Origin of the sequence: Caldimonas mangrovi (assembly GCF_023721835.1) — a bacterium.
Classification (GTDB): Bacteria; Pseudomonadota; Gammaproteobacteria; order Burkholderiales; family Burkholderiaceae_C; genus Caldimonas; species Caldimonas mangrovi.
Window position 1 is genome coordinate 1 of the sequence record NZ_JAMKFE010000003.1, and the last position, 19,249, is coordinate 19,249.

At 66.8% G+C, this 19,249-nt stretch carries 20 protein-coding genes; 16 read left to right on the forward strand and 4 right to left on the reverse strand.

From position 1 onward, the window contains the following. The 6 genes from M8A51_RS05040 to M8A51_RS05065 all read left to right on the forward strand — a co-directional run. On the forward strand, positions 1–598 hold a 598-nt coding region (locus M8A51_RS05040), incomplete at its 5' end, for a DUF2345 domain-containing protein (RefSeq protein WP_251777053.1). 12 nt (positions 599–610) lie between these two features. Continuing rightward, positions 611–2,908, forward strand: coding sequence for a M23 family metallopeptidase (locus M8A51_RS05045; RefSeq protein WP_251777055.1), 2,298 nt, complete (start codon positions 611–613; stop codon positions 2,906–2,908). Then, the gene (locus M8A51_RS05050) at positions 2,905–3,627 is read left to right on the forward strand and encodes a hypothetical protein (protein WP_251777056.1); all 723 of its coding nucleotides are present in this window, start codon (positions 2,905–2,907) and stop codon (positions 3,625–3,627) included. Before M8A51_RS05045 ends, M8A51_RS05050 begins: the two co-directional genes overlap by 4 nt. A 53-nt stretch (positions 3,628–3,680) precedes the next feature. Further along, positions 3,681–5,282, forward strand: coding sequence for an SEL1-like repeat protein (locus M8A51_RS05055; RefSeq protein ID WP_251777058.1), 1,602 nt, complete (start codon positions 3,681–3,683; stop codon positions 5,280–5,282). Between the two features lie 159 nt (positions 5,283–5,441). Continuing rightward, a complete protein-coding gene (locus M8A51_RS05060; RefSeq protein ID WP_251777059.1) occupies positions 5,442–5,678 on the forward strand; it encodes a hypothetical protein in 237 nt (78 codons plus the stop codon). 126 nt (positions 5,679–5,804) lie between these two features. After that, positions 5,805–6,062 carry a hypothetical protein gene (locus M8A51_RS05065; RefSeq protein ID WP_251777060.1) on the forward strand — a complete coding sequence of 86 codons (258 nt, stop codon included), beginning with the start codon at positions 5,805–5,807 and terminating at the stop codon, positions 6,060–6,062. Between the two features lie 33 nt (positions 6,063–6,095). On the opposite strand, the gene M8A51_RS05070 is transcribed toward M8A51_RS05065, so the two are convergent. Next, complete coding sequence (locus M8A51_RS05070; RefSeq protein WP_251777062.1) at positions 6,096–6,479, reverse strand: 6-pyruvoyl trahydropterin synthase family protein; 384 nt, start codon at positions 6,477–6,479, stop codon at positions 6,096–6,098. After that, positions 6,476–7,111 (reverse strand): 7-carboxy-7-deazaguanine synthase, encoded by a 636-nt coding sequence (gene queE / locus M8A51_RS05075; protein ID WP_251777063.1) that lies wholly within the window; start codon positions 7,109–7,111, stop codon positions 6,476–6,478. Before queE ends, M8A51_RS05070 begins: the two co-directional genes overlap by 4 nt. 100 nt (positions 7,112–7,211) lie before the next feature. Here queE and M8A51_RS05080 point away from each other — a divergent pair, with 100 nt between their 5' ends. From M8A51_RS05080 to M8A51_RS05090, 3 genes are all read left to right on the forward strand, one after another. Next, positions 7,212–7,493 carry a DUF427 domain-containing protein gene (locus M8A51_RS05080; protein ID WP_251777065.1) on the forward strand — a complete coding sequence of 94 codons (282 nt, stop codon included), beginning with the start codon at positions 7,212–7,214 and terminating at the stop codon, positions 7,491–7,493. Positions 7,494–7,609: 116 nt separating this feature from the next. Then, complete coding sequence (locus M8A51_RS05085; RefSeq protein WP_251777066.1) at positions 7,610–8,587, forward strand: MBL fold metallo-hydrolase; 978 nt, start codon at positions 7,610–7,612, stop codon at positions 8,585–8,587. Further along, positions 8,584–9,414, forward strand: coding sequence for a LysR family transcriptional regulator (locus tag M8A51_RS05090; RefSeq protein WP_251777068.1), 831 nt, complete (start codon positions 8,584–8,586; stop codon positions 9,412–9,414). The genes M8A51_RS05085 and M8A51_RS05090 overlap by 4 nt, the downstream gene beginning before the upstream one ends. A gap of 9 nt (positions 9,415–9,423) precedes the next feature. Here M8A51_RS05090 and M8A51_RS05095 read toward each other — a convergent pair whose 3' ends face one another. Together M8A51_RS05095 and M8A51_RS05100 are read right to left on the reverse strand one after the other, a co-directional pair. After that, positions 9,424–10,314, reverse strand: coding sequence for an arginase family protein (locus M8A51_RS05095; RefSeq protein WP_251777069.1), 891 nt, complete (start codon positions 10,312–10,314; stop codon positions 9,424–9,426). An 85-nt stretch (positions 10,315–10,399) separates the two neighbouring features. After that, positions 10,400–11,161: a VOC family protein gene (locus M8A51_RS05100; RefSeq protein WP_251777071.1), complete on the reverse strand. Its 762-nt coding sequence runs from the start codon at positions 11,159–11,161 to the stop codon at positions 10,400–10,402. A gap of 366 nt (positions 11,162–11,527) precedes the next feature. Between M8A51_RS05100 and M8A51_RS05105 the strand changes: the two genes are divergently transcribed. The 7 genes from M8A51_RS05105 (at position 11,528) to M8A51_RS05135 (ending at position 19,248) form a co-directional block, all read left to right on the forward strand. Beyond that, complete coding sequence (locus M8A51_RS05105) at positions 11,528–12,664, forward strand: ABC transporter substrate-binding protein (RefSeq protein ID WP_251777073.1); 1,137 nt, start codon at positions 11,528–11,530, stop codon at positions 12,662–12,664. 13 nt (positions 12,665–12,677) lie between these two features. Further along, a complete protein-coding gene (locus tag M8A51_RS05110; protein WP_251777074.1) occupies positions 12,678–13,457 on the forward strand; it encodes an ABC transporter ATP-binding protein in 780 nt (259 codons plus the stop codon). A gap of 141 nt (positions 13,458–13,598) precedes the next feature. Next, entirely contained in the window at positions 13,599–14,306 is a 708-nt protein-coding gene (locus M8A51_RS05115; protein ID WP_251777077.1) for an ABC transporter ATP-binding protein, read from the forward strand. 49 nt (positions 14,307–14,355) lie between these two features. After that, entirely contained in the window at positions 14,356–15,564 is a 1,209-nt protein-coding gene (locus tag M8A51_RS05120) for an ABC transporter substrate-binding protein (RefSeq protein WP_251777079.1), read from the forward strand. A gap of 194 nt (positions 15,565–15,758) precedes the next feature. Further along, positions 15,759–16,643 (forward strand): branched-chain amino acid ABC transporter permease, encoded by an 885-nt coding sequence (locus M8A51_RS05125; RefSeq protein ID WP_251777081.1) that lies wholly within the window; start codon positions 15,759–15,761, stop codon positions 16,641–16,643. A 34-nt stretch (positions 16,644–16,677) separates the two neighbouring features. Then, entirely contained in the window at positions 16,678–17,685 is a 1,008-nt protein-coding gene (locus M8A51_RS05130; RefSeq protein ID WP_251777553.1) for a branched-chain amino acid ABC transporter permease, read from the forward strand. A gap of 108 nt (positions 17,686–17,793) precedes the next feature. Further along, on the forward strand, positions 17,794–19,248 hold the full coding sequence (locus M8A51_RS05135; RefSeq protein WP_251777554.1) for a sigma-54 interaction domain-containing protein: 1,455 nt from the start codon (positions 17,794–17,796) through the stop codon (positions 19,246–19,248). The last annotated feature ends 1 nt before the right edge of the window (position 19,249 follow it).

A 19,249-nucleotide genomic window follows, 5' to 3' on the forward strand; every position in this document is an offset into this window, starting at 1 on the left:
CGAGCCCGCCCAGGCCGATGCGGCCCAAAAGCACACCGCCGCGCAAGACGACAAGCTGCCGCACACCACCGACCCGGTGATCGCGATCAGCGCCAAGGCCGGCTTCGCGCTCACCGCGGGGCAGGACCTCCACGTGGCCGCCGGCGAGATCGTGCACACCGCGGCCGGGCAGGACCTGCACCAGGCCATCGGCGGGCAGGCCCGGCTGCACACCGGCCAGGCCATCGGCGTGCTGGCCGGGGCCATCGGGCCGGGCAGCGAGGCGGCAGGCACCGGACTGACGGTGATCGCCGCACAAGGCGACGTCGACGTGCAGGCGCAGGCCGGGCCGATGCAACTGGCGGCCAAGCAACTGGTCGACGTGAAAAGCAAGGCCGCGCACATCGACTGGGCCGCGGCCCAGCGCATCGTGCTCAGCACGGCAGGCGGCGCCAGCCTCACCCTCGACGCCGGCGGCATCGTCACCCAGTGCCCCGGCAAGATCACCGTGCAGGCCGGCAAGAAGAGTTTTACCGGGCCGGGCAGCGCGTCCTACCCGATGCCGAACCTTCCGCGTGGGGAATTCGAGCTCGACGGCTCCTTCCCGTTCTCCGTCTAGCCGCTTACGCCCATGCTGATCAGCTACCCCATCCTCTCGGCCGCCGCCGTCCACGACGACGAAGACATCTACCTCGGCAACTTCACCGAAAGCCACTTGATTGCGCATGAGGGCCGCTACCCGGTGTCCACCCTCAACACCGCTCAAGGCCCGATGCACCGCTGGCACGGCGGCGTGCATCTCTTCGGCGGCCGCGAGCCCATCCGCGCCATCGCAGACGGCACCGTCGTCGCTTATCGATTCGCCGCAGCGCATGAAACCTACGCAGGCCAGGGCGACTACGACACCAGTTTCGTGCTGCTGCGCCACGAAACACAAACCGGCGAGAACACCACCGTGGTGTTCTATTCGTTGTACATGCACCTGGCCCATCGGGCGGCCCTGGCACCCGACCGCTTCCGCCAGCTGCCCGAGTGGCTGCGGCGTGCCCCGCCCGGCCCCGGCGTGCAGCGCCCCCAAGACCTGCGCGTGTGGCGCAAGGACGTGCTCGGCTACGCCGGGCAGCTGTATGGTGTCGAAGCAATGCACTTCGAGGTCTTCATGCTGGACGCCGACTTCAACCGCGTCTGGCGTGACAGCACGCGGGTGACGCAGGGGACCGGCGGCAATGACTGGTTCGGGGATGCGCACTTCGTGATTCCCGAGCGACAGCAGTTCCAGGAGCGTCACCACAACGGTGGCGTCAGTGGCGCCCATGGGATCTCGTTCAGTAGAACCGAGCGCTATGCGTTGCCGCTCGGTCAGACGGGACAGAACGCCGAGCGCTTGTACGTGAGCGTCAAACTGCAACACGGTCGGCGCATTGCCACCACCTATCGGGCAGGAGCACAGGGCTTGTACGAGCAGGTCGGGGCCCCGGTGGTGCAGGACGACTACGAGTACGAGCTGTACCGGCTGGCCACCGCGCTCTACCCCGACTGCCCCAGCGCCGGTTTCGAATGGCTGCGCTTCGGCCGCATGCTGGGCACCGACACCACCACGAACAATGCCAACTGGCAACTGGTCCGCTACAGCGAGGCAGCGGTGGGCTACATCGACCTAGCCGCCGCCGATATCGCCAAGCTCAGCGACGCGGACTTTCCGCATTGGCTGGGTTGGGAAAAGCGCGACGAGGGCCAGACCGCCCACGCGGCCGACGGGCTGTGCGACGACAGGCGCACGCTCGACTTGGTTCAGGCGGCGCAGGCCAGCGAGACCGCTGCGCGCAAGCTGCAGCATCTAGTGTGCAAGGCGCCGACCGAGTGGGACGACTCTGACCTTGCGACTCGATACGCCCGGCTGCGCGAACCCGGTCAGCCGCTGCAGAGCGAGGCCAGCTGGAGCGCATTTCAGGATCACGTTTCCAAGCTCGCGTTTTGGCCGCAGACGGGTATATCCGACCGCTCTGTCTGGCATTTCCATCCTCTGTGGTTCATCAGGCATTTCAGGCGGTGTGCTTGGCTTGCGCGCCACGAGTTTCGGCAACTGCAGCCCACACACGCCGTTCGGACTGGCTCACGAAACGGTCGTCCAATGGTGTATTGGGAGCCGGTGGCTGCTATGGGCACGGGCGTTAGCAGCGTCCCAGTCCGCTATCTCATCCCATTGAACAGGATGATGCGAAAGTACGGTGTCACGACAGGAAAGCGGCAAGCTTGCTTTTTCGGCAATTCGATTCAAGAAACGAGTTGGATCAGCGCTCTGCAGGAGGGAAGTGGCAGTAGTCTATGGTACGCGCCCTGGTTTGGAAGAGGGTTCCTCCAGCTCACCAATCCGATGAACTACTGTGGCTATTGGGATTGGCGCGGACGTGCTGTTCCTAGCACGCTGCAGGTTGCGCTGCAGCGTGCTTATAGCGCTATTGAGAACACCCGACCCCGCTCAGCAAGGTCCAACGGGACTCTGCAGGACACTCATTTCCCTGCTCTTACGCAGCAGATGGTTATTTGGCGTGACGATGTATTGGGCTCCAGGGCACCTAACCCCACCGCCGAGCAGCTGCTTGCGCCAGCCGACACCGCCGGCTTCTACTGGGTGTCCTTGCGGATGGCCCGCTATGCGGATGAACCTCATGTGATCGAAAGAGTCGCGATTGCAACCGATCAAGGGCAGAAGGTCTACTATCGCAGTCCCGCATTCTGGCGCGCCAGCGCGGCCGTAAACCTTCCTGGCTCGCTTCACAACACCTACAGCAGAGCGCTCAATGGCTTTGACTCTCGGTGTTGTGCGTACGGTGTTGCTCTTGCTGTACTCACTGACCTGCAGTTGCCTGATGCGCGAGGTCGGCAAGTGCTTTGGTATCCCGAAGGCTACAGCGTTCGTCGCCCATGATCATGATCAGAATCAATCATCTGCTTTTTGGTGTCGTTCCCCTCTGCTGGATTTCAATCGGTGCTGCTATCGGCGCCGGCGGACTGCCTCCGGCCCCTCTCCGCGAATCAGGCACGGCACCCGAGAGTCGAGTGCGCGAGTTGCATCTCAAAGATTATTCTGAGATTGGAGTGAAGCATTCTGTGCCCTGTGATTTTCGATACACCGATAAGTATTTCGGATACCTAGATGACGAGACGTACTACCGCAAGGGCAAGCTGCCATTCCAGTCGGCCTGCTACGATGCAGCTTCGGCGGAAGTGCTGGGCGATGCCCCTGTTCGCTTTGATGCAAGCAGAAACGAATGGGTGCGCGATATAAGCGTGGCATTGAAAAGATGGGCGTCGGGCGGGGAGCTCCGACCTGAGCAATTGAAGTCGATCACCGCCTCAATTCGTACTTATCCACTGAATAATGTAAATGCTCGTGGCTTCGCGTACACCGAAGATAGTTGGACGGGAGATGAGCGAAGTCGCGTGCGCCGTTTGCAGTACTGCCTTTTCCGAGAAGGAGTAGCTCTTTGCGGTGCGGGCGATATGGGATATTTGACGAGTGGGGAGGAAAAAGAAATGACAAGATACACCTTAGACATTCTCCGCAGCATCGAGTTCTTGCCGAAGCGTAACGACGCGAGCAGCTTGCCAAGTGGCCCTGCGCAGGAGCCTCAAATCAGGAATTGAGGATGCTTCGTCGTTTGTCTCCCATCGATCGATCGCGACAGTGGCACTTTTACATGAAACGATGGACGACATTTTGGTTTTCGTTGGTCTTATATGCGGCCGTACTCCCATCCACTGGTTCAGCGGTTCGATCTGACAAATATGAGGAGAATCAGAAACTCATCCGATGGATCTATTCTGAGAACCGGTGCGATCTGGCGTTGCCCATCCTGCAAAAGCGGGGAGCTTCGGTGTCGAAAGCACAAGATCATTCGTTTGAAGTCTCGAGTATGGGAACTTGCCTGGTCCGTATGGGGAAGGTTGCGCAAGCGTTGCCCTGGCTTGTTGCCACGAGCGAGCTGAAAGGGCATGAACTGATCACCGTCCGCCAAAACGCCTTCAAGGAATTGGCCGTGCTCTATGCCAAGGGGGATGGTGTACATCAGGATGTCGAGAAGGCAGTCGTCCTCTACCTGAAGGCCGGGGCGCACCGAGAGGCGGCCGAGTTGATGCTGGCCGGCACATGGGATAGCACAGAGACGATTCAACTTCTACTCGACAATGGAGGCCCAGCAGGCACTTTGCGGCTGGCGCAGTGGCTGCTAGAGCGTCAGGACGTGCACGCTGCGGAACGGGCACTCTGGAGAACGCTTGGCGCCCCGGGGTATCGAAGCAAGGAAGACACGGCTGCGCAAGAAACAGCTCGGATCATGCTGGCTCGCAGCCACCTTCGCACCGGCCGGACAGACGGTTTGCTAACAGCGCTTCTTCTCCTGCAGCGAGGGGGGGATGAATCGCAGGAGCTGCTCGATACAGCAGAAACGGAAATCCCCTGGGACCTTGTCCTGGCTGGGGCTGACGCGGACCGGGCAGAACCGCGTCCGGTGGAACGTCGGAAAGAGCACGCAGAACACTTGATACAAAGAGCCTCACTGCATGTACCACCCGATCTTTTGGCGTGGCAGCTCTGGCGAGGTGGGCATCTGGCCGAGTTGTCGCATCTTTCGGGCAAACGCGCGGACGAATGGTTGCTGATCGCGCAACCTGGGGTGCGAAGCAGTGCGTTGCGCAATCTACCGAATGCCAATGATCAAGCACAACTGCGAGTTGCCCTGTTGCGCATCTCTCTGCCGGCCGAGGGGGACACCACGGCACGGGTCCGAGTCACAGTACTGGCCAAGGTCGATGTGCAGGACATCATCGATGAATGTGTCGTTCCACCTCAGGATGATGAAGTGAACGACGGCTATGCAGTCGAATATGACCAAGTGGGCCGGTCGCCGATGTGGCGCAACGTTGGTGGCCGCAGGGCGTTGGAGGTCGAACTGCATCGGTTCGAGGGATTCTCGGGAGGCGGCAGCGGTCACCAGGCAACTGCATGGCTGTGGCCGCACGAAGGCCGGCTGGAGTTGCTCGCCTGCGGGTTGACGCGCCGCTCCGTCAGCATGGCGGGGAACCAGCGTCCCGACGGCTCGCAGATGCATCACGAATATCTGGAAGAGTGGGAACTCGTCGCTGGTGGCAAGCCAACAGCCGGGTGGCCGCAAGTGAAGCTCGTGTCGGTCGCAAAACCGAGAAAGACAGTTGCCGCCTGGCAATGGGACGAACAAGCCGGCCGGTACCTGCTGAAGGCGGGGCATCATCGGTGGCAACAAGGGGCAAAGGCCTCTCGATAGGCCGACGTGCTACAGGTATGCCGCGGGGCACTGGGCCATGCCCACGCCGTCATCAGGGGTGGCGGCCACGAGCGCTGCCGGCGCACCGCAGAATGACCCGGTCCGCGCACGCCCCGCGTGTGCACGTTTGTTGTTGTTGCATTCCGACCGGAGGACTTCATGGACAAGAAGCTGCATCTCCTCGAATCCTTCACGGCCAAGGGCAGTGACGGCGCGATCTACAAGGTGTGCGGGTACGAGCACCTGGTGCGCGATGAGTCGCTGATGGGGGCCGACGAACACTGGGAGCCGACCGGCCTGGCCGAATACCGTCTCGACGACGGGCAGCGCATCGAAGTGTCGCGCGACGGCTCGATGCGGGTGGCGGGCACGGGCGTGCAACTGCAGCGCCACTGAGCACCCACCCTGCCTTTTCCCGTTTCTTCTCTTCGGCGCGTGGTGCGCAGCCGCGCACCGTTCGTCGCTGCACCGGCATGCGTGTTGCCTGCCTGAGCCCAAGTCCGTTCGACACGAGGAAGCCAGATGCCCAATGCCGCCAACGCGGGATCCCCCGAAGAACTGCAGGAAATCTACCAACTGTTGAAAAAAGGACTAGGGCATGAACGGGTGAACGACGACAACGTCTTCGCCCTGATCGATCTGGCCTCGCGCTACGGCAACACCGACCTGGAGGCGCTGCTGCGCGAATGGCAGGCGCCGTGCAGCGACGGCTCCGAGGGGGTGCCGAGCACGATCCCGCCGACGCGCGGCTTCAACCGCGAGCACGTGAAGCGGCGTTAGCGGGCCGCCGTCGGCCGCTGGCCGGCGTGTCCTTCAGGGGCGCGGGGACAGCGTCAGCGTGCAGCTGTCGCCCGAGGCCTCGCGCCACACCTTGACCCACGCCAGCCGCGGCACGGTGGTCGACAGGCGCTGTGCGATGTAGGTGCACAGGCCTTCGAGCGTCGGCCGTTCCAGGCCCGGCACTTCGTCGAGCAGGTGGTGGTCGAGCGCGTCGCGCAGCGGCTCGAGCGCGCGGCGCAGGTAGCCCAGGTCCATCACCATGCCGGTGGCCGGGTCGGGTTGGCCGCGCACGGCCACTTCGGCCAGGTAGGTGTGGCCGTGCACGCGCCGGCTGGGCGCGGCGTCGACCGTGCGTTGCAGGGTGTGGGCGGCCTCGAAATAGAAGCGCTGGGTCAGTTCGTACTGCTGCATGGTCATCGGATGTCGAGCACCTTGTGCGTCTGCACGCTCAGGCGCCAGCGTGGGTCGTGCAGGCAGCGGTCGATGGCCCATTGCGTGTTGCGCTTGGCATCGGGGCCGTCCATGGGCTGCAGGAAGTGATGGGCGAAATCCAGCGTGGCCAGCGCGTCGAGGTCCAGGCCTTCCTGCGGCACCACGACCTTGAGTTCCTGGCCGCGCGTCTGCTGCAGCGGTGCACCGGCCTTGGGGCTGACGCAGATCCAGTCGATGCCGGCCGGCGCGGCAAGGGTGCCGTTGGTCTCGACGGCGATCTCGAAGCCCCGCCCGTGCAGCGCGTCGACGAGGGCGTCGTCGACCTGCAGCAGCGGTTCGCCGCCGGTCAGCACGGTCAGCGGGCGCCCCGGCCGGCCGGCGGGCCATTGCGCGGCAATCCTGTCGGCCAGTTGCGCGGCGTCGGCATAGCGGCCGCCGAGCGTGCCGTCGGTGCCGACGAAATCGGTATCGCAGAAGCGGCACACGGCCCGCTCGCGGTCGGCCTCGCGCCCGCTCCACAGGTTGCAGCCTGCAAAACGACAGAACACGGCCGGGCGCCCGGCATTGGCACCTTCGCCTTGCAGGGTGTAGAAGATTTCCTTGATCTGGTAGGCCACACTGCGCTCCTGGCGGCGGCATCCGCTGCCGCCGTGCCCCGCGCATCGCGAGGCGAACCCGATATTGTCGCTGCCCCAGCCCACCCAGGAGTCCCCCGCCATGAAAGCCATCTGGAATGACACCGTGATCGCCGAGAGCGACGACACCGTCGTCGTCGAAGGCAACCACTACTTCCCCGAGTCGTCGGTGAAACGCGACTACCTGATGCCCAGCAACACCCGGACGACGTGTTCGTGGAAGGGCACGGCGCAGTACTACAACCTGCTGGTCGACGGCAACGCCAACCCGGACGCGGTCTGGTACTACGCGGAGCCGAAGGAGGCCGCGGCACAGATCAAGGGCCGCGTGGCGTTCTGGAACGGGGTGCAGGTGGTCGAGTGAATGGCCTGCTATCAATAAATTCGTTTGAAGACAGCAGAAGAAACGATTTCCTTTATTCGTGCGCCGTCCCTAGCATCCGGGTCTGACCCCCAACAGACCTGCGAGAGGAGACGGCGATGAAGAAGTGGCTGGTACGCGGTGCCGCGGTGCTTGCCGGGACGGTGACGGTGCTGGTGGCGGCGCTGGCGCTGATGCCGGTGCTGGAGGGGCCGCTCGACGAGCCGGCCTACGCCGCGCCCCCCTTGCCGGGCGGGTGGCCCGACGCGCGGCCGCCGCAGGCGCTGGCGTACTCGCTGATCCACACGTCGACCACCCAGGCCACGCCCGAAGCGCTGGTGGTGGCCGGCGGACGCTGGGGCACCGAACGCCGGCCGCTGCACGCGGCCGTGCTGGTGCGTCACCCGCAGGGCAGCTTCCTGTTCGACACGGGGCTGGGCCGCCGGGTCGCCGAGCAGTTCGCGGTGAACTCGGCCTTCCACCGCCAGTTCTTCGCGTATGAAGGGCTGGCGCCGGCGGCCGACCAACTGGCGGCACATGGGGTGCCGGTCGGCGAGATCCGGCGCATCATCCCGTCGCACATGCATTGGGACCACGTCAGCGGCCTGAAGGACTTTCCGGACGCCGAGGTGTGGGTCGGCGCCGAGGAACTGGAGCATGCGCGCCACGGCCAACCGCCGGGCTTCATCGCGAGCCAGTTCGACGGCGACGTCCGCTGGCGGTTGTTCGAGTTCGACGGCCCCGCGTACATGGGCTATCCGGCCAGCCTCGACCTGTTCGGCGACGGCTCGGCGGTGCTGGTGCCGATGCAGGGCCACACGGCCGGCCAGGTGGGCCTGTTCCTGGCGCTGCCGTCGGGCCAACGGCTGTTCTTCATCGGTGACACGACCTGGGCGCTGGAAGGGGTCACGGCTCCTGCCGAGCGGCCGTGGCTGGTGCGGCGCTTGTCGAACGTCGACCACGACGAGGCGCGCAACCGCGCCGCCATCGTCCATGTGCACCGGTTGATGCGGGCCTTCCCCGAGCTGGTGGTGGTGCCCGCGCACGACGAGCGGGTGGCGGCCCGGCTGCCGCGCTTTCCGGCCTTCGCGCGATGAGTCTGAGCCTGCGCAACCTGCGCTACTTCTGCGCCGCCTACGAAGAACGCAGCACGGTGGGCGCGGCGCGCGCGTGCCATGTCACGCAGCCGGCGGTGTCGGCAGCCATCGCGCAGCTCGAGCAGGAGCTGGGCGTGCGGCTGTTCCTGCGCCAGCAGCGCGGTCTCGCGCCCACGCCGGCGGCACAGCGCCTGTACCGCCTGGGCGGCAAGCTGCTGGCCGACACGCAGGCCATCGCGGCCAGCTTTCGGGACACGGCAGACAACCCGCGGCTGGCCTTGCGGCTGTTGCCGTCGCTGGATCCGGCATCGGCGCGACGGCTGCTGCGTCAGTGGCGCCAGCAGATGCCGCGGCTCGAGCTGTCGGTCGTCGGCCCCGAGGAGCCTGCCGACGTCGAGCTGACGTCCAGCCGCTGCGCGACCGACGGCACGAGTTTCGTGCCGCTGTGGGAAGAGAGTTATGTGCTGGCGGTGCCCGAGGACCATCCGCTCGCGGTGCAGGAGCAGGTCGGCCTGGTCGACCTGCATGGCGTGGCCTTCATCGAACGCACGCATTGCGAGATGCATGCGGCCTGGCAGGCCGCGATGGGGCGCGGCGAAGTGCTGCCGCAGGTGCGCGCCCGGGTCACCGACGAAGAGTGGGCGCTCAGCCTGGTGTCGGCCGGCGTCGGTGTGACGATCGCGCCGTTGCATGCGGCGGTGCAACGCGAGGGCGTGGTGCTGCGCACGGATGTGGCCGAGTTGCAGCCCTACCGACGCTCCATCGGCCTGGCCTACCACCCGCCCGCGACGGCGGTGCTCGACGCCTTGTTGCCGGACCCTGGCTGACGCGAACCGTCAGGGCTCGAAAGCACGTCCGAGCGCATCGACCATGGCGCGTGCGACGGCCCCGCCGCGGTCGAGTTCCGGATTGAAGATGCCGACGTGCATGCCACGCGCCTTGGGGCGGTGCAGCGCGACGCGCAGCGCCGCCACCAGTTCGTCCCACGACAGCCCGCCCGGCAGGCGGTAGTCGACGGCCGGCATGACGGCGTCGTCGAGCGCGTCGGCGTCGAGGTGGAGCCAGTAGCCGTCGATCGGCTGCGCCTCCAGACGGGCGACCGCACGGTGTGCCGAAGCCGCCGCGCCTTCGGTGCGCACGGCCTGCAGGTCGATCTGCAGGATCGCGGTGTCCTCAATGCGCGGGCTGTGGAACCGGTCGGCCTCCGGTGCATCCCGGCGGCCGTAGACCACCACATCCTCGTCTCGCACCAGCGGGCGCCGGCCTTCGAGCGCTGCGACGACGGCCGGCCCGCGGCCGGTCGCAAAGGCCAGGTCCATCGACGCGGCCTCGCCGTCGGGCAGCACCTCGGGAAGATAGAAATCCGAGTGCGCGTCGATGAAAAACAGTCCTGGGCGCCCGCGGCGTCGCAACGCGAGCAGGTTGCCCAGCACGATGCTGCAGTCACCGCCGAGCACGAGCGGAAAGCCGCCCTCGTCCAGCACCTGTCCCACCGCATCCGCGAGCCCCAGCGAGAAGCTGGCGATGGCGGCGGCGTTGAGCACGCCGCTGCCGGCGTCGACCTGCGTGCCATGCGGCGGGGGGTCGAGGCGGGGGCCGGGCAAGGCGTGCAGGCGTTCGGCGAGGCCGGCGTCGAGCAGCGCCTGCGGCAGGTGCTCGACGCCGCGCGCGGACAAGCCCAGCGCGGAGGGCGCGTGGACCAGGGTGGGGCGAAACAAGTGGGCCATGCGAGTCGGCGAGGGCCGGATCGCAGCAGCAACTCGCATGCCCCGTGCCCCGCGCGGCCCGTGGACCCTTCAACCGCGGGGACGCTCAGCGTTGCATCGTGTCCTGCAACATCGCCACGGTGGCGCCGAGCGGGTCGATCAGCACCGCGAAGCGGCCGACGTTCGGGATGTCGGTCGGCGGCATCGTCACCGTGGCGCCGAGCGAGCGCGCCTTCTCGGCGCTGGCGTCGCAGTCGTCCACGGCCACGTAGGGCAGCCACATGGTCGGCATCGCCGGGTCGGTGGCCCGGAAGACGCCGGCGCGCGAGACGCCGCCAGCCTTCAGCAGGTAGTAGGTGCCCTGCTCGCCCATGTTCATCGCTTCGCGGGTGTAGCCGAACACCTGCTCGTAGAACGCCAGCGCGGCCCCCTCGTCCAGCGTCCACAGCTCGGCCCAGCACCAGTGGCCGGCCGGCGGCGGGTCGACGTCGGCCGGGTCGTCGTCGTGGCCCTGCCACATCGACACCACGGCACCGGTCGGGTCGGTGACTGCCGCCCCGCGGCCGGCCGGGCCGAACTCGGTCGGCGGCAGCAGCGAGCGAGCGCCGGCCGCGACCGCCGCGGCATGGGTCGCGTCGAGGTCGGCCACGCTGATGTAGCCCATCCACAGGCTCGGCACGTCGGGCTCGATCTGGCGGTAGCCGCCGATGCCCTGCTCGCCGGCGTGAATCATCGGGTAGGCCGCATCGCCCATCGCCACCTCTGCGGAGCGCCAGCCGAACAGCGCGTCGTAGAAGCGTTGTGCGTTGGCGGGGTCGGCCGAGAGGTGTTCGAACCAGACGAACTTGCCGGGCAGTCGATGGGCCATCGTGGGTCTCCTGATCGGAATCAAGGCCCAGCATAGGCGAGAACCGGCCGACCGCACAGCTCAACGTCAGCTGAACGGCTGTCCGATGTCGAGACAGCACCGCGGGAAAACGCTGACTCACGGGCGGACACTTTCCAGGCGGTGAGACATGCGGGAAATCCCGTGAGACACCAGCGTTTCCCGTTGGCCGACAAGCACTTGCGCGCATGCACCAAAGCGTGGCACAGGCCTTGCGCTCGGTGTTCCGCGCTGCGGGCCGTGGGGGCTCGCCGCTGAACCGAAATCAAGACACACAAACATGGGAGCGTGCTGAGTCGGGCGTGTCGGCGCATGGCCGCGTCCCCGGCCGATACCGCGGAGTTGTTGATGAAGTCCTCGCGCTGGTCGTTCCGTCTCGTGTTGACGGTGAGTTTGTGGTGGTGGGTGCCGGGCCTGGCTGGCGCCGAGGTGCTGGTCGGGCAGGTCGCGCCGCTGTCGGGTGTGCTCGCGAGCACCGGCAAGCACATGGTGCTGGGCGGCAAGGTGTACTTCGATTGGGTCAATACGCAAGGGGGCGTGCATGGCGAGAAGATCCGCACCGTCGTGGTCGACGATGGCTACAAGGTCGACGAGACGGTGCGGCTGACACGCGACATGGTGGGCAATCCCGACGTGGTGGCGCTGTTCGGTTTCGCCGGCACTGCCAACGTCGGCAAGCTGCTGCAGGACAAGGTGCTGGAAGAAGCCGGCATCGCCCTGGTGGCGCCCTATACCGGCGGCGAGCCGCTGCGCAACCCGTACAACCCATGGATCTTCCATGTGCGTGCCGGCTATGCCGACGAGGCGGAGCACATGGTCAAGCAGCTCTACACCCAGGGCGTGCGCCGCGTGGCCGTGCTCTACCAGGACGACGCCTTCGGCAAGGCCGGGCTGGCGGGCGTGGAGGCGGCGATGGGCCGGCGTGCGCTGGAAGTGGCCGCGGCGGCGCCGTACGAGCGCAACACCGACGAGGTGGGTGCGGCCGTCAAGCAGATCATGGCCGCACAGGCCCAGGCGGTGATCATGGTCGCGATCAACCGGCCTGCCGCGGCCTTCGTCAAGCAGTACCGCGAAGCGGGCGGCGGCGGGCAGCTGTTCAACATCTCGGTGGTCGACCCGGCCGAACTGGTCCGCCTGGCCGGGCTGAACCATGCACGCGGGCTCGGCATCAGCCAGGTCGTGCCCTACCCCTACCAGCCCCTGCTGCCGGCAGTGAGCGAATTCCATCGCCTGATGAAGCAGTACGCGCCGGGCGAGGACGTGAACTACACGAACTTCGAGGAGTTCCTCGGCGCCAAGGTGCTGGTCGAGGCGCTGCGCCGAGCGGGGCCGAAGCCCACGCGTGCGGCGGTGATCCGCGCGCTCGAATCCATGAACGCCTACGACCTGGGCGGTGTGACGGTGGGCTTCTCGAAGAACAACCGCATCGGCTCGCGTTACGTCGAGGTCACCGTGATCGGCAGCACCGGAAAACTACTGAAGTGAATCCGCAGGAGACATGAACCACCACGCCAACCCCATTCTCGAGGTCCGCGGCCTGACCAAGGAGTTCAAGGGCTTCACCGCGGTCAGCGGCGTCGACCTCACCGTGCAGCGCGGCACCATCCACGCGCTGATCGGCCCCAACGGCGCCGGCAAGACGACCTGCTTCAACCTGCTGACCAAGTTCCTGGAGCCGAGCGCGGGCAGCATCGTCTACAACGGCCGCGACATCACGCGCGAGTCGCCGGCGCACATCGCGCGGCGCGGCATCATCCGTTCGTTCCAGATCTCGGCGGTGTTCCCGCACCTCACGGTGCTGGAGAACGTGCGTGTGGGCCTGCAGCGCAAGCTGGGCACGGCCATGCATTTCTGGAAGAGCCAGTCGACGCTGGCGCCGCTGAACGGGCGCGCGATGGAGCTGCTCGACGAAGTCGGCCTGGCCGACTTCGCGCACACCGAGACGGTGAGCCTGCCCTACGGCCGCAAGCGCGCGCTCGAGATCGCGACCACGCTCGCGATGGATCCCGAGCTGATGCTGCTCGACGAACCGACCCAGGGCATGGGCCACGAGGACGTCGACCGCGTGACGCAGTTGATCAAGAAGGTCGGTGCGGGCCGCACCATCCTGATGGTCGAGCACAACATGAACGTCGTCTCGTCGATCGCCGACCGGATCACCGTGCTGCAGCGCGGTGCCATCCTGGCCGAGGGGCCGTATGAAGAGGTGTCGCGCAACCCCGCGGTGATCGAGGCCTACATGGGCAGCGCCGACACCGAGCTGGCAGGAGCACATTGATGGCCCACCCCCGAAACGCCTTCGACGCTCCCCCTCGAGAGGGCGCCACCAGCGGCCCGGCAAGGCCGGCTCCACGGTGTGCGCCGGGTTGGCCGCCGCTGGCTGCGCAGCGCCTTGAGTTGATCGGAAGGGGAGGCGCGTGTGACCGCTGCCATTGAAGTTCGGGACCTGCACGCCTGGTATGGCGAGTCGCACATCCTGCACGGCGTCGACATCACCGTGAACAAGGGCGAGGTCGTCACGCTGCTCGGCCGCAACGGCGCCGGACGCACGACCACCCTGCGAGCCATCATGGGCCTCACCGGCGAGCGCCGCGGCTCCATCCGCATTCACGGCACCGAGACGGTGGGCCAGCGCACGCACCGCATCGCGCACCACGGCATCGGCTACTGCCCCGAAGAGCGCGGCATCTTTGCCAGCCTGTCGTGCGAAGAGAACCTGATGCTGCCGCCCAGGCTGCGCAGCAACGGGGCCGGCATGGGCGTGGACGAGATCTACGAGATGTTCCCCAACCTGGCCGAGCGCCGCCACAGCCAGGGCACGCGCCTGTCCGGCGGCGAGCAGCAGATGCTGGCGGTGGCGCGCATCCTGCGCACCGGCGCCGACGTGCTGCTGCTCGACGAGATCTCGGAAGGCCTGGCCCCGGTCATCGTGCAGGCGCTGGCGCGAATGATCCGCACGCTCAAGGCCCGCGGCTACACGGTGGTGATGGTGGAGCAGAACTTCCGCTTCGCCGCGCCGCTGGCCGACCGGCTCTACGTGATGGAGCACGGAAAGATCGTCGAGTCCTTCGGCGCATCGCAACTCCATGAAAAGCTGCCCGTGCTCCATGAGCTGCTGGGTGTCTGACGCGAATTTCAACCAAGGGGCGAGCGCCCCACCTCAGAGGAGTCACACGATGAGACAAACCACGCTGGCCGCCGCGGCCGCCGCCCTGGCCTTGGGCCTCGGTGCCACGCAGACCCTGGCCCAGGTGTCGAACGACGCGGTGAAGATCGGCTTCATCACCGACATGTCGAGCCTGTACGCCGACATCGACGGCAAGAACGGCGTCGAGGCGATCCGCATGGCGATCGAGGACTTCGGCGGCAAGGTGCTGGGCAAGCCGATCGAGCTGGTCTCGGCCGACCACCAGAACAAGGCCGACATTGCCGCCTCGAAGGCGCGCGAGTGGTTCGACCAGGACAACGTCGACATGATCCTCGGCGGCACCAACTCGGGCACCGCGCTGGCGGTGAGCGGCCTGGCCTCCGGCAAGAAGCGCGTGTACTTCAACGTCGGCGCCGGCTCGGCACGCCTGACCAACGAGGACTGCACCCCCTACACGGTGCACTACGCGTACGACACCGTCGCGCTGTCGAAGGTGACCGGCTCGGCCATCCTCGAGCAGGGCGGCAAGAGCTGGTTCTTCCTGACTGCCGATTACGCCTTCGGCCACTCGCTGGAGAACGACACCGCCACGGTCGTCAAGGCCAAGGGCGGCACGGTGGTCGGCTCGGTGCGCCACCCGCTCAATGCGTCGGACTTCTCGTCCTTCCTGCTGCAGGCGCAGTCGTCGAAGGCGCAGATCCTGGGCCTGGCGAACGCCGGCGGCGACTTCGTCAACGCGGTGAAGGCCGCACGCGAGTTCGGCATCAACAAGAGCATGAAGATGGCCGGCCTGCTGGTGTTCCTGAACGACGTGCACAGCCTGGGCCTGCAGAACACGCAGGGCCTGCTGATGACCGACAGCTGGTACTGGGACACCAACGACGAGACCCGCAAGTTCGCGCAGCGCTTCTTCGACAAGACCAAGAAGATGCCCAGCAGCCTGCAGGCCGCCGACTACTCGGCCATCACCACCTACCTGAAGGCCGTGCAGGCCGCCGGCACCGACGACGCCGACAAGGTGATGGCGCAGCTCAAGAAGACGAAGCTCGACGACTTCTATGCCAAGGGCTACATCCGCAAGGACGGTCGCTACGTGCACGACATGTATTTGATGCAGGCCAAGGCGCCGAGCGAGTCCAAGGCCCCGTGGGACCTGCTGAAGAAGGTGGCCACCGTGCCGGGCGAGCAGGCGTTCACGACGCCGGCCGAGTCCAAGTGTTCCCTGATGAAGGGCTAGAGAGAGAGACCACCCCTACGGCCTTCGGCCGCCCCTCGAGGGGCGCCACCAGCGGACCGGCAAAGCCGGATCCGCAGTGGCCGCTGGGTTTGTCCGGTGCATGCGGGCAGACCTGCGCAGCGGTATGAAGGCCCAACCGCAACGGCCGCGGGGATCTTCCCGCGTGCATTTGCCAGCGCGAACCTGGTCGTCAAATGGACATCTTCGGTATTCCCTTGCCCGCGATGCTGAGCCAGCTGCTGCTGGGTCTCGTCAACGGCTCGTTCTACGCGGTGTTGAGCCTGGGCCTGGCGGTCATCTTCGGGCTGCTCAACGTCATCAACTTCGCGCACGGCGCGCTGTTCATGCTGGGCGCGCTGCTGGCCTGGATGGGCATGGACGCGCTGGGCCTGAACTACTGGGTGATGCTGCTGCTGTCGCCGCTGGTGGTCGGCGGGCTCGGCGTGATCATCGAGCGCACGCTGCTGCAGTGGATCTACAAGCTCGACCACCTGTACGGCCTGCTGCTGACGCTGGGCATCACGCTGGTGATCGAAGGCGTGTTCCGCTCGGTCTACGGTGTTTCCGGCCAGCCGTACTCGGCGCCGGACCAGCTCACCGGGGCGATGGATCTGGGCTTCATGATGCTGCCGGTCTATCGTGCGTGGGTGGTGGTGGCGGCGCTGGCCGCCTGCTTCGCCACCTGGTACGTGATCGAGAAGACCAAGCTGGGCGCCTACCTGCGCGCCGGCACCGAGAACCCGAAGCTGGTGGAGGCCTTCGGCATCAATGTGCCGCTGATGGTGACGCTGACCTATGGCTTCGGCGTCGCGCTGGCCGCCTTTGCCGGCGTGCTGGCCGCGCCGGTCATGCAGGTGACCCCGCTGATGGGGCAGAACCTGATCATCGTCGTCTTCGCGGTCGTCGTGATCGGCGGCATGGGCTCGATCCTGGGCGCCATCGTGACCGGCCTCGGGCTCGGCGTCGTCGAAGGCATGACCAAGGTGTTCTACCCCGAGGCGTCGACCACGGTGGTGTTCGTCATCATGGTCATCGTGCTGCTGATCCGCCCTGCCGGCCTGTTCGGCAAAACACGTTGAGGAGCGACCCGTGCTGCTTCGTCCAACCCGACTGATGTACGCCCTGCTGCTGGCCGGCCTGCTGCTGGCCCCGCTGCTGGGCGCCTACCCGGTGTTCGTGCTGAAAGTGCTGTGCTTCGGCCTGTTCGCCTGCGCGTTCAACCTGCTGATCGGCTACACCGGGCTGCTGTCGTTCGGCCATGCGGCCTTCTTCGGCGGCGCCGGCTATGTCTGCGGCCACGCGCTGAAGGTGTGGGGCCTGACGCCCGAGATCGGCCTGCTGCTCGGCACTGCGGCCGGCGCCGGCCTGGGCTGGCTGATGGGGGTGCTGGCCATCCGGCGCGAGGGCATCTACTTTTCGATGATCACGCTGGCGCTGGCACAGATGCTGTTCTTCTTCTGCCTGCAGTCGCCGCTCACCGGCGGCGAGGACGGGCTGCAGGGCGTGCCGCGCGGCAGGCTGTTCGGTGTGTTGAGCCTGGCCGACGACCGCGTGCTGTACTACGTGGCGCTGGCCATCGTGGTGGCGGCCTATGCGCTGATCGCGCGTATCGTGCACTCGCCGTTCGGCCAGATCCTGCGCGCAATCCGCGAGAACGAGCCGCGTGCCACCTCGCTGGGTTACGACACGCACCGCTTCAAGCTGCTGGCCTTCGTGCTGTCGGCCGCACTGGCCGCGCTGGCGGGCTCGCTGAAGGTGGTGGTGATGGGCTTCGAGACGCTGACCGACGTGCACTGGAGCATGTCCGGCCTGGTGATCCTGATGACGCTGGTCGGTGGCCTCGGCACGCTGGTCGGGCCGCTGGTCGGCGCCTTCGTGATCATCACGCTGGAGAACAAGCTCGGCGACATCGGCACCGGCCTGGCCGACCTGACCGGGCTGCCCCTTTTCGCCGCCCTCGGCGAATCCGTGACGACCGTCACGGGCGTGATCTTCGTGATCTGCGTGCTGGCCTTCCGCCGGGGGATCATGGGCGAGTTGATCCATCGCCTGGGTCGCAAGGACCCGCCCCCGCCGGTGCCGGCAACCGCTGCCACCCGCCCGGCTCACGCGGAACGCTGACGCGCGACGGGCCCCTCGGAGACGCAGTTGGAACCCGACAAGACGGACATCTGGGCCGCCGCAGACGCGGCGCGGCTCGGCGACTTTTCCTCGCTGCGCGACGGCGCGATGCAGGCCGTCTTCCGGGCGTTCGAGCGTGCCAGCGAGGGCACCATCATCGTCGACCGCGACGCCCGCATCGTCTGGATCAGCGAGCGCTATGCACGCCGCTTCGGCATCGGCGACCCACGCGACGCGCTCGGCCGCGCCTGCGAAGAAGTGATCCCGAACAGCCGCATGCGCGAAGTGGTCAGCACCGGGCAGCCGATCCTGCTCGACATCCTCGACGCGCCGCACAAGCCGCTGGTCGTGATCCGCCTGCCGCTGAAGAACGAGGCGGGCGAAGTGGTCGGCGCGGTCGGCTTCGCGTTGTTCGACGAACTCGGCTCGCTGTCGCCGCTGGTGTCCCGCTTCCTCGCCATGCAGCAGGAGCTGACCGCGGCGCGCAAGGCACGTCCGCCGCAGCGGCAGGCCAAGTACAACTTCTCCAACTTCGTCGGCGTTTCGCCGGCCACGCTGGAGCTGAAGCGCACCGCGCGCCGCGCGGCGGCGACCCATTCACCCGTGCTGTTGCTCGGCGAAACGGGTACCGGCAAGGAACTGCTGGCCCATGCCATCCACGGCGCTTCCCCGCGCGCGCACAAGCCTTTCGTGTCGCTGAGCATGGCCGCCATTCCCGAGAACCTGCTCGAAGCCGAGTTGTTCGGCGTGGCCGCCGGCGCGTACACCGGCGCCGACCGGCGCGATCGCCAGGGCAAGCTGCACATCGCGCAGGGCGGCACGCTGTTCCTCGACGAGATCGGCGACATGCCGCAGGCATTGCAGGCCAAGCTGCTACGCGTGCTGCAGGAAAAGGAGTTCGAGGCGCTGGGCTCGAACGACGTCGTGCGGGCCGACGTGCGCATCATCGCGGCCACCTCGCGCAAGCTGTCCGAGCTGGTCAAGAGCGGCAGCTTTCGTGCCGACCTGTACTACCGGCTCGACGTGCTGTCGATCTCGGTGCCGCCGCTGCGAGACCGCATCGAGGATCTCGAGCTCATCTGCGAGACCGTGCTCGAAGGGTTTGCCGAAGCCCGCCCGGGCGAGCCCTACGAGCTGCGTCCGGAGGCGCTGGCGGTGCTGTCCCGCTACCACTGGCCAGGCAACATCCGCGAGCTGCGCAACGTGCTCGAGCGGGCCATCCTGCTGAGCGACACGCCGGTGCTCACGGCCGCCAGCGTGCAGGCGGCACTCGCTGCCTCGACCGGCAGCGTCGCGGCTCGTGCACGCCAGCCCGAGCCGCTGTCGCCGGCCGACGTGCCGACCGGCGAAGGGCATGCGGTCGCGATGAGCCACTACGAACGCGGCCTGATCGAGCGCGCGCTCGCCGAAAGCCCGAGCGTCGCAGCGGCCGCCAAGCGGCTGGGCATCGGCCGCGCGACGCTGTACCGGAAGATGGCCGCCTACCGCATCGGCCGCTGGGAGCCGGTCAACGGCCAGGCAGGCGGCGAGCCGCCGGGCGGTGCCGAAGACGGTCCGATCTGAT

Coding starts and splice junctions, on each gene's coding strand:
- M8A51_RS05125 (WP_251777081.1), top strand. CDS start 15,759: ATGGACATCTTCGGTATTCCCTTGCCCGCGATGCTGAGCCAGCTGCTG.
- M8A51_RS05110 (WP_251777074.1), top strand. CDS start 12,678: ATGAACCACCACGCCAACCCCATTCTCGAGGTCCGCGGCCTGACCAAG.
- M8A51_RS05100 (WP_251777071.1), bottom strand. CDS start 11,161: ATGGCCCATCGACTGCCCGGCAAGTTCGTCTGGTTCGAACACCTCTCG.
- M8A51_RS05060 (WP_251777059.1), top strand. CDS start 5,442: ATGGACAAGAAGCTGCATCTCCTCGAATCCTTCACGGCCAAGGGCAGT.
- M8A51_RS05090 (WP_251777068.1), top strand. CDS start 8,584: ATGAGTCTGAGCCTGCGCAACCTGCGCTACTTCTGCGCCGCCTACGAA.
- M8A51_RS05085 (WP_251777066.1), top strand. CDS start 7,610: ATGAAGAAGTGGCTGGTACGCGGTGCCGCGGTGCTTGCCGGGACGGTG.
- M8A51_RS05135 (WP_251777554.1), top strand. CDS start 17,794: ATGCAGGCCGTCTTCCGGGCGTTCGAGCGTGCCAGCGAGGGCACCATC.
- M8A51_RS05050 (WP_251777056.1), top strand. CDS start 2,905: ATGATCATGATCAGAATCAATCATCTGCTTTTTGGTGTCGTTCCCCTC.
- M8A51_RS05045 (WP_251777055.1), top strand. CDS start 611: ATGCTGATCAGCTACCCCATCCTCTCGGCCGCCGCCGTCCACGACGAC.
- M8A51_RS05130 (WP_251777553.1), top strand. CDS start 16,678: ATGTACGCCCTGCTGCTGGCCGGCCTGCTGCTGGCCCCGCTGCTGGGC.
- M8A51_RS05065 (WP_251777060.1), top strand. CDS start 5,805: ATGCCCAATGCCGCCAACGCGGGATCCCCCGAAGAACTGCAGGAAATC.
- M8A51_RS05095 (WP_251777069.1), bottom strand. CDS start 10,314: ATGGCCCACTTGTTTCGCCCCACCCTGGTCCACGCGCCCTCCGCGCTG.
- M8A51_RS05105 (WP_251777073.1), top strand. CDS start 11,528: ATGAAGTCCTCGCGCTGGTCGTTCCGTCTCGTGTTGACGGTGAGTTTG.
- M8A51_RS05120 (WP_251777079.1), top strand. CDS start 14,356: ATGAGACAAACCACGCTGGCCGCCGCGGCCGCCGCCCTGGCCTTGGGC.
- M8A51_RS05080 (WP_251777065.1), top strand. CDS start 7,212: ATGAAAGCCATCTGGAATGACACCGTGATCGCCGAGAGCGACGACACC.
- M8A51_RS05070 (WP_251777062.1), bottom strand. CDS start 6,479: ATGACCATGCAGCAGTACGAACTGACCCAGCGCTTCTATTTCGAGGCC.
- M8A51_RS05055 (WP_251777058.1), top strand. CDS start 3,681: ATGAAACGATGGACGACATTTTGGTTTTCGTTGGTCTTATATGCGGCC.